Below are 8,806 nucleotides of genomic sequence, written 5' to 3' on the forward strand. Positions count from 1 at the left end.
TCCATGAGAGAGAAGGACATGACGACCTCCACGCCGGCACCGCACGGTACGGCGGACGCCCCCACCTCCGGCACACCCGCCATCCAGGGCGACCGGGGCGGTGGACTGCTCGACCCGAAGCAGCTCGGCCAATCACTGCCCGACGCACTGCGTAAGCTCGACCCGCGCACCCTGTGGCGCAACCCCGTGATGCTGATCGTCGAGATCGGCGCGGCGTTCACCACCGTCCTCGCCGTCGCGGACCCGTCGGTGTTCGCCCTCGCGATCACCGGGTGGCTGTGGCTGACCGTGATCTTCGCCAACCTCGCCGAGGCGGTCGCCGAGGGGCGCGGCAAGGCGCAGGCCGCCGCCCTGCGCAAGGCGAAGGCGGATACCGTCGCCACCCGCGCCCTCGGCTGGACCCCGGGCGCCGCCGCCGGCACCTGTCGCACCGAGAGCGTCCCGGCACCCCAGCTCAAGCAGGGCGACGTTGTCGTGGTCGAGGCCGGGGAGATCATCCCCGGCGACGGTGACGTCGTCGAAGGGATCGCCAGTGTCGACGAGTCGGCCATCACCGGCGAGTCGGCCCCGGTGATTCGGGAGTCCGGGGGCGACCGCAGCGCGGTCACCGGCGGCACCAAGGTCCTCTCCGACCGGATCGTCGTGATGATCACGCAGAAGCCGGGCGAGAGCTTCATCGACCGGATGATCAACCTGGTCGAGGGGGCGAACCGGCAGAAGACTCCGAACGAGATCGCGCTGAACATCCTCCTCGCCGCGCTCACGGTCATCTTCCTGCTGGCCGTCGTAACCCTCCAGCCCCTCGCGATCTTCTCGATGGGCCACCAGGCCGCCGCACCGGACACGCGGGCGATCACCGACGCCGGCGTCAGCGGGATCGTGCTGGTGTCGCTGCTGGTCTGCCTGATCCCTACCACCATCGGGGCGCTGCTCTCGGCGATCGGCATTGCCGGCATGGACCGCCTCGTGCAGCGCAACGTCCTCGCGATGAGCGGTCGGGCCGTCGAGGCGGCCGGTGACGTCAACACCCTACTGCTGGACAAGACCGGCACCATCACCCTCGGCAACCGGCAGGCGGACGAGTTCGTCCCCGTCGAAGGGGTGGACGTCGCCATGGTGGCCGACGCGGCGCAGCTGTCCAGCCTCGCCGACGAGACACCTGAGGGCCGATCGATCGTGGTGCTGGCCAAGAACGAGTTCGGCCTCCGGCAACGCGAACCCGGGCTCATTCCGCACGCCACCTTCGTGCCGTTCACCGCACAGACCCGGATGAGCGGCGTGGACCTGACTCCCGACGCGACAGTCGACGGCGGTGTCGCCGGGCCGGCACGCCGGATCCGCAAGGGCGCCGCCGCCGCCGTCATGAAATGGGTCCGCGACAACGGCGGCCACCCCACCGAGCAGGTCGGCCAGATCGTCGACGAGATCAGCGGCATCGGCGGCACCCCGCTGGTGGTCGCCGAGCACCTCGACGGCCAGCCGGCCCGCGCCCTCGGCGTCATCCACCTCAAGGACGTGGTCAAGGCCGGGATGCGGGAGCGCTTCGACGAGATGCGCCGGATGGGCATCCGCACGGTCATGATCACCGGCGACAACCCGCGTACCGCGAAGGCCATCGCCGACGAGGCCGGGGTGGACGACTTCCTCGCCGAGGCGACGCCGGAGGACAAGCTCGCCTTGATCAAGAAAGAGCAGGAGGGTGGCCGTCTGGTCGCGATGACCGGTGACGGCACCAACGACGCACCTGCGCTCGCCCAGGCAGACGTCGGGGTGGCGATGAACACCGGCACGTCGGCCGCGAAGGAGGCCGGCAACATGGTCGACCTCGACTCCGACCCGACCAAGCTCATCGAGATCGTGGAGATCGGCAAGCAGTTGCTGATCACGCGCGGCGCGCTGACGACGTTCTCGATCGCCAACGACATCGCGAAGTACTTCGCGATCATCCCGGCCATGTTCGCCGGCATCTACCCGAGCCTGGACGCGCTGAACATCATGCGGCTTTCCAGCCCCGAGTCGGCGATCCTGTCCGCGGTCATCTTCAACGCGGTCGTCATCATCGCGCTGATCCCGCTGGCGCTGCGCGGCGTACGATACCGGCCCGCCGCCGCGTCGCAGCTGCTCAGCCGCAACCTGCTGCTCTACGGCCTCGGCGGCATCGTGGTGCCGTTCATCGGCATCAAGCTCATCGACCTGCTCGTCCAGTTCATCCCGGGGATCTTGTGATGCGCCTACCGTCTTGGCTCTCCCAGCACCTGGCCGCGCTGCGCGCGGTGCTCGTCTTCACCGTCCTGCTCGGCCTGGCCTATCCGCTGGCCCTGGTCGCGGTCGGTCGGATACCGGTCCTCGCCCACAAGGCCGACGGATCGCTGATCGAGGTGGACGGCCGGCCTGTCGGTAGCACGCTCATCGGGCAGTCGTTCACCGACGCCGACGGTAATCCCGTCCCGCGCTACTTCCAGTCCCGCCCCTCGGCAGCCGGCGACGGCTACGACCCCACCGCCACCTCGGCCAGCAACCTCGGCCCGGAGGGCATCGTCGACACCATCGCCACCAACCCCGACGACAGCACGCGGAGCCTGCTCACCCAGGTCTGCGCACGCAGCAAAGCCGTCGGGGAGCTGAACCGCGTCGACGGAAGCCGCCCGTACTGCACCAGCGACGGGGTCGGGGCCGTGCTGGCGGTGTTCCGCCGCGACGGGCTGACCGGCCCGGTCACCCGGGTGGTCAGCGTCAACCAGACCGCACCCGCCACGCCGTTCCTCGCCCGCTACGAAGGTGTGCCGGTCGAGCTGGCCACGCCGGGCGAGGACTACCGGGCCGCCGGGGCGACCATCGTCCCCATCCGGGGCGACGCCCCCGCCGAGCCCGCGGTGCCCGCCGATGCGGTCACCGCCAGCGGAAGCGGCCTCGACCCGCACATCTCCCCGGCGTACGCGCAGCTCCAGGTGGTGCGCGTGGCGCGGGAGCGCGGCGCGGACTCGGCGGCGGTCCGGCGCCTGGTCCAGGAGCACACCACCGGCCGGTCGCTCGGCTTCATGGGCTCGCCCGGAGTGAACGTGCTGGAGCTGAATCTCGCGTTGGACGAACAATTCCCGGCACGCTGAACACGACGGCGCCGGGCTGGGACGCTGGCACCGTCCCGGCCCGGCACCCCGTCACCCGACCCGCCGGTCACGCTGTGGAGAGGAATCCTGCTGTGCCACGAGGGGAACTGCGCATCTACCTCGGTGCCGCACCCGGCGTCGGCAAGACCTACGCCATGCTCGAGGAGGCGCAGCGCCGCGCCGAGCGCGGCACGGACGTGGTGATCGGGTTCGTCGAGACCCACGGCCGCAAGCACACCGCCGCCATGATCGGCGAACTGGAAATCGTCCCTCGCCGCACGATCACCTACCGCGGCGCCGAGTTCACCGAGATGGACCTCGACGCGGTTTTGGCCCGCCGCCCCGAGGTCGCCCTGGTCGACGAACTCGCTCACACCAACGTGCCCGGCTCCCGCAACTCCAAGCGCTGGCATGACATCCAGGAACTCCTCGACGCCGGAATCACCGTGCTCACCACGGTCAACATCCAGCACCTGGAATCGCTGAACGACGTCGTCGCCCAGATCACCGGGACCACCCAACGCGAAACCGTCCCCGACCAGGCTGTGCGCGCCGCCGAACAGGTCGAACTGGTCGACATGACCCCCGAGGCGCTGCGCCGGCGGATGGCCCACGGCAACATCTACCGCCCGGACAAGATCGACGCCGCGCTCGGCAACTACTTCCGCGTCGGCAACCTCACCGCCCTACGCGAGCTGGCCCTGCTCTGGCTCGCCGACAAGGTTGACGAGCAACTCGACGCGTACCGGGCCCAGCAGGGCATCTCCGCCACCTGGGAAGCCCGCGAGCGGGTCGTCGTCGCGCTCACCGGCGGACCCGAGGGAGGGACCCTGATCCGGCGCGCGGCCCGGATCGCCGCCCGCAGCAAGGGTGCCGACCTCCTCGCGGTGCACGTCGCCCGCAGCGACGGGCTCGCCGGAGCCGACCCGGCGCAGCTCGCCCGGCAACGGGTGCTGGTGGAGAGCCTCGGCGGCACCTACCACCAGGTCCTCGGCACCGACATCCCCGCTGCGCTGCTCGACTTCGCCCGGGCCGTCAACGCCACCCAGCTCGTGCTCGGCGCCAGCCGCCGCGGCCGCTTCGCGCAACTGTTCTCCCGCGGGGTCGGCGTGACGACGACCGCACTGTCCGGGCCCATCGACGTACACCTGGTCACCCACGCCGAGGTCCGTCGCGGCCGGCCCGGACCGACGGTGCCGGCCGCGCTGTCCCGGCGACGCCGGCTGTACGGCTTCGCGCTCACCGTCGCGGGCATGCCCGCCCTGACCGCACTGCTCAGGGCGCTGCCCGACCTCACCCTCACCAACGACATCCTGATCTTCCTCGCCGCCGTCGTCGGCGTCGCGCTCGTCGGCGGGCTCTGGCCGGCACTGCTCGCCGCGCTGGGCGGGTCCCTGCTGCTGAACTGGTTCTTCGCCCCGCCCTTCTACACGCTGACCATCGCCGAGGCGGACAACCTGCTCGCCCTCGGTGTCTTCGTCGGCGTCGCCGTAGCGGTCAGCTGGGTGGTCGACCTCGCAGCCCGGCGCACCCGCGAGGCAGCCCGCGCATCCGCCGACGCGCAGACCCTCGCCACCGTCGCCGGCAACGTCCTGCGCGGGCAACGCCCGCTGCCGGCGCTGCTGGAACGGCTCCGGGAAACCTTCGCGCTGCGCGCGGTCAGCGTCCTGGAACTGGCCGCCGAGGCCGCCGGGCGCCCCGGCCGGGACCGGGAGGAAGACGCCTGGCGAGTCGTGGCCAGTGTCGGCGAGGCGCCGGCCGGCAGCCCGAGCGCAGGCGAAACGACGGTACCCGTCGACGACCGGCTCACCGTCGTGCTCTCCGGCCGGCGGCTGGAGGCCGCCGACCGGCGCATCATCGAGGCGTTCGCTGCGCAGGCCGCCGTCGCGCTCCGGCAGGAACGCCTCGCCGAGGAGGCCGCGGCCGCTCGGCCCCTGGCCGAGGCCGACCGAATGCGCACCGCCCTGCTCGCCGCGGTCAGCCACGACCTACGCACCCCCCTCGCGTCGGCAAAAGCCGCCGTGTCCAGCCTGCGCAGCAGCGACGTCGACTTCGACGCCGAGGACCGGGACGAACTGCTGGCCACCGCCGACGAGTCACTCGACCGGCTCGGCCGGCTGGTGGCCAATCTGCTCGACATGAGCCGCCTGCAGGCCGGGGCACTCGGCATCACCGCCTCGGCGATCGGCCTGGAAGACGTCGTGCCCCGGGCCCTGGACGAACTCGGCCCGCAGGCGGCCGATGTCACCACCGACATTCCCGCCGACCTGCCGGCCGCCACCGCCGACCCGGGCCTGCTGGAGCGGGTCCTGGTCAATCTCGTCGCGAACGCCCTGCGCCACAGCCCGCCCGGGCGGCCACCCACCATCACCGCCAGCGCCCACTCCGGCCAGGTCGAACTACGCGTCATCGACACCGGCCCCGGCATCGCCGAAGACCAGTGGGAACAGGTCTTCCTGCCGTTCCAGCGCCTCGGCGACCGCGACAACACCACCGGCGTCGGCCTCGGCCTCGCCCTGTCCCGCGGTCTCGCCGAGGCCATGGGTGGCAGCATCACCCCGGAGACCACACCCGGCGGAGGACTCACCATGGTGCTGCGGCTGCCCGCCGCCACACCGGCCGAACCCACGGAGGGCCCGCAGGAATGAACCGGATCCTCGTCGTCGACGACGAACCGCAGATCTTGCGCGCCCTGCGCATCAACCTGCGTGCCCGCGGCTACGACGTCGACGTCGCGGCCACCGGCACCGCCGCGCTCAGGGCCGCCGCCAGCCACCCACCCGACCTCGTCGTACTCGACCTCGGTCTTCCCGACCTCGACGGCGTCGACGTCATCCGCGGGATCCGGGGCTGGACCAGCGTCCCGATCATCGTGCTCTCGGGCCGCGCCGGCAGCGACGACAAGGTCACCGCCCTCGACGCCGGTGCCGACGACTACGTCACCAAGCCCTTCGGCGTCGACGAACTCCTCGCCCGCATCCGTGCCGTCACCCGCCGGCACGGGACAGGCGCGGACGCGGCCAGTCCCACCGCGAGGGTCGGCCGGCACACCGTTGACCTCGGCGCCCACACCGTGACCTGCGACGACGGCACCGAGATCAGACTGACCCCCACCCAGTGGGGGGTACTCGAAACACTGCTCCGCAACCCCGGGAAGCTGATCAGTCAGCGCCAACTCCTCCACGACGTCTGGGGCCCGGGATACGAGACCGAGACCAGCTACCTGCGCCAGTACATGGCCCAGCTACGCCGCAAGCTCGAACCCGACCCCACCCGACCCCGCCACCTCATCACCGAACCCGGCATGGGCTACCGCTACCAGCCATGAAACGGCAGGACGCGCCAGGCAACGAGGCGGAGCTGGCGGGCGTCCGTGCGGGGACCCACGACCTGCTGGGCTACCTGGCCGACGATATCCGCCAGGCCCGTACGACGTGCCGGTTGGCGTTCGAGGCTGGTCACGCACCGATGATCGCGCAGGTGCTCGTCGGGGTCGCGAACCTGTCGCTGCGCCGCGATCAGCCCGAGCAGGCCGCGCGGCCGCTCGCGGCGAGCGCCGGTGTGCGTGGACTGCCGGATCGCTCTCACCCGAACGCGGCCCGGATCGAGCAGACAGTGCGGCGCCGCCTCGGCGAAGCGCGGTTCGCCGAGGCGGCTCGGGAGGGCACCGGGACGAGCTGGAGTCAGCTGGTCGAGGTCACGCTCGCTTCGTGAACGTGGAACGCGCCCACAGGTACCCGACGAAAGCGATGCCGACGCACCAGGCGAGGGCGGGGATCACGTCACCGGAGGACGGTGCACCTTGAGGAACCCGCGCAGGGTTTCGATGATCGGCGTGAAGGGCTGATCCTCCGCGAACTCCCGGAGCCCGGGCCCACTTGTTCGCCGGCTCGACCGCGACGTGGTCTCCGTGGTGCCTGCGCGTAGCCAGGCCATCGCGCGGGGCATTGCCGAGGGAACCAGTAGTCGGGTGCCCGGTCGTGATCGACGGCCCAGACGAAGGTGTCTGGCTGTTGGGCGGTTGCGGCGACGTGCGGAAGGAACCGTTTGATAGTCGGGTCTCGGAGAAGTGCAGCACCTCTCCCGGCCCAGTCGCATGTGATCGTGTATACCCCCGCGGCCGTGGTCGACCCAACCGAGTTCTGAAGTGTCGTGATGTTCCGTAGCGGATTGCGGCAGATCCGGATATTGCATCGGAGCGATTTATGCTTCGTCGGTGCGACACGGAGATCTCCTGGCACAGACCGACTGGTCCGTGGTCGAGCACGCGTACGCCGGGGATCCCGACGTGCCCTCGTCGCCGGAGATTCTCGCGGCGTTGCTGGATGAGGACGGCGGCCGTCAGGGCAGGGCGCTGCTCGACCTCTACGACGTCGTCCACCACCAGGGCGGCATCTATAGTGCGACGGCGCCGGCGGTGCACTTCGTCGCCGCGGTGCTCGACGATCCCCGCACGTTGACGCTGGTGTCGCCCAGACGTGGCCGCCGTGGCGTCAGGGTGCCACTGCGGGCCGCCCTGCTGGACTGGCTGACGTCGGTCATGCAGCACATCACAGAGCCAGACGAGCGCCGGCGCGGCTTCCCGGCTGACGTCGCCGCGTGCCGTGCCGCCCGCCCGTCCGTTTACCGCACTGCGTGCGCGATGCGCACCGACCCCGACCCAGCGGTCGCCTCCGGAGCGCTGGGCACGATGCTCGCCTGTCTGCTCGACGCCCCGGAACTCGCGCATCATCGAGCCGAGGCCGCTGCGTGGTCGCATGGCCACGCCCTCGCCGGCCTCGACAAGCACTCCAGGGTGATGGCGGTCATGAGCCTGCAATCGTGGGGGTACGACACGACAGCAGTCATGGAGACGGATCCGGATCCGGTGGTACGGGCAGCCGCCGCGCTTTCGCCTGCAAATGCGGGCAGCATCCAAGGCACCCGGGCGCTGCTCGAAGTGCTGTCGACGCCGTCCGCCGCCATGTGGTGCAAGCGCAACTACCCGCACTTCGGTCCGATCTTCATGTTCAACTTCCTGCCGGCAGCCATCGACCGGGCGACATTGGACCACCTGGTCCCTGTCCTGGACGTTCTCCTTGCCAGCGCGCCTCCCATCATCTACGTCGGCGACTGGGGCGCGCGGCTGCGCATGAAGGCATTCCCGGACGGTTTTCCGCCCGTCGAGCCGCTCACCACCGCCCAGCGAACACTGCTGGACGTGATCGCGGAACACTGCGTCGGCCCGGACTCCCCACGCATGTGGTCCGGTGGCGACGCCGGATGGCGCTGCGCGACCTTGTGCCGGAAGGCGCGGTCTTCGACGGCGACTAACGGCCTGATCAGCGGGCTTGGCGACACCGCGAAAGCGGGTCACGATGCGGCTCAAACCGTGTCGCCCCTCGGAGCCGCTGGTTCCTCCCCTTCATCTCGGTTTCAGACCGCTATGTCCACGCCGGCTCCAGGCCGACTACTGACCACTGGCAACGCTCCTGCGTCACGGCGAATCCCAGCATCAGTAACCTTGATCAGCTGCGCTGATCTCGACAGTTTCGGGCGTTGGCCGACGTGGAGTGCCGGCCACGGGGCGTGACGGCTCCCGGCTGACTGGCGCGCCCGGACGGTGGCACGAGAGTTGGCCGGATGTTGGAGTGCCCCACCATCGACAGGACGCTGTCCGGCGCTAGTTTTTCGGTATGCCGCCCCGGGATGGGCCTGCC

At 70.7% G+C, this 8,806-nt stretch carries 6 protein-coding genes and 2 pseudogenes; 6 read left to right on the forward strand and 2 right to left on the reverse strand.

All coding sequences use genetic code 11. From position 1 onward, the window contains the following. The first annotated feature begins 18 nt into the window (after positions 1-18). From kdpB to ACGF5C_RS29160, 5 genes are all read left to right on the forward strand, one after another. Positions 19-2,226, forward strand: a complete 2,208-nt coding sequence (gene kdpB, locus ACGF5C_RS29140; RefSeq protein WP_393306715.1) for a potassium-transporting ATPase subunit KdpB — start codon at positions 19-21, stop codon at positions 2,224-2,226. Further along, positions 2,226-3,107 carry a potassium-transporting ATPase subunit C gene (locus tag ACGF5C_RS29145; protein ID WP_393306717.1) on the forward strand — a complete coding sequence of 294 codons (882 nt, stop codon included), beginning with the start codon at positions 2,226-2,228 and terminating at the stop codon, positions 3,105-3,107. The genes kdpB and ACGF5C_RS29145 overlap by 1 nt, the downstream gene beginning before the upstream one ends. A gap of 92 nt (positions 3,108-3,199) precedes the next feature. After that, positions 3,200-5,755 carry a DUF4118 domain-containing protein gene (locus tag ACGF5C_RS29150; protein WP_393306719.1) on the forward strand — a complete coding sequence of 852 codons (2,556 nt, stop codon included), beginning with the start codon at positions 3,200-3,202 and terminating at the stop codon, positions 5,753-5,755. Further along, entirely contained in the window at positions 5,752-6,435 is a 684-nt protein-coding gene (locus tag ACGF5C_RS29155; RefSeq protein WP_393306721.1) for a response regulator, read from the forward strand. The genes ACGF5C_RS29150 and ACGF5C_RS29155 overlap by 4 nt, the downstream gene beginning before the upstream one ends. Then, positions 6,432-6,821: a hypothetical protein gene (locus tag ACGF5C_RS29160; protein ID WP_393306723.1), complete on the forward strand. Its 390-nt coding sequence runs from the start codon at positions 6,432-6,434 to the stop codon at positions 6,819-6,821. The genes ACGF5C_RS29155 and ACGF5C_RS29160 overlap by 4 nt, the downstream gene beginning before the upstream one ends. Here ACGF5C_RS29160 and ACGF5C_RS29165 read toward each other — a convergent pair. Next, positions 6,805-6,983 (reverse strand): annotated as a pseudogene (locus ACGF5C_RS29165) (ABC transporter permease); the annotation flags it as partial. The gene ACGF5C_RS29160 and the pseudogene ACGF5C_RS29165 overlap by 17 nt on opposite strands. A 122-nt stretch (positions 6,984-7,105) precedes the next feature. After that, positions 7,106-7,348, reverse strand: a pseudogene (locus tag ACGF5C_RS29170) (hypothetical protein); the annotation flags it as partial. Between the two features lie 14 nt (positions 7,349-7,362). On the opposite strand from ACGF5C_RS29170, the gene ACGF5C_RS29175 reads away from it, so the two are divergent. Beyond that, positions 7,363-8,679: a hypothetical protein gene (locus ACGF5C_RS29175; RefSeq protein WP_393306725.1), complete on the forward strand. Its 1,317-nt coding sequence runs from the start codon at positions 7,363-7,365 to the stop codon at positions 8,677-8,679. The last annotated feature ends 127 nt before the right edge of the window (positions 8,680-8,806 follow it).

Origin of the sequence: Micromonospora sp. NPDC047620, from assembly GCF_043205005.1 — a bacterium.
Taxonomy (GTDB): Bacteria; Actinomycetota; Actinomycetes; order Mycobacteriales; family Micromonosporaceae; genus Micromonospora.

Coding starts and splice junctions, on each gene's coding strand:
- kdpB (WP_393306715.1), top strand. CDS start 19: ATGACGACCTCCACGCCGGCACCGCACGGTACGGCGGACGCCCCCACC.
- ACGF5C_RS29145 (WP_393306717.1), top strand. CDS start 2,226: ATGCGCCTACCGTCTTGGCTCTCCCAGCACCTGGCCGCGCTGCGCGCG.
- ACGF5C_RS29155 (WP_393306721.1), top strand. CDS start 5,752: ATGAACCGGATCCTCGTCGTCGACGACGAACCGCAGATCTTGCGCGCC.
- ACGF5C_RS29160 (WP_393306723.1), top strand. CDS start 6,432: ATGAAACGGCAGGACGCGCCAGGCAACGAGGCGGAGCTGGCGGGCGTC.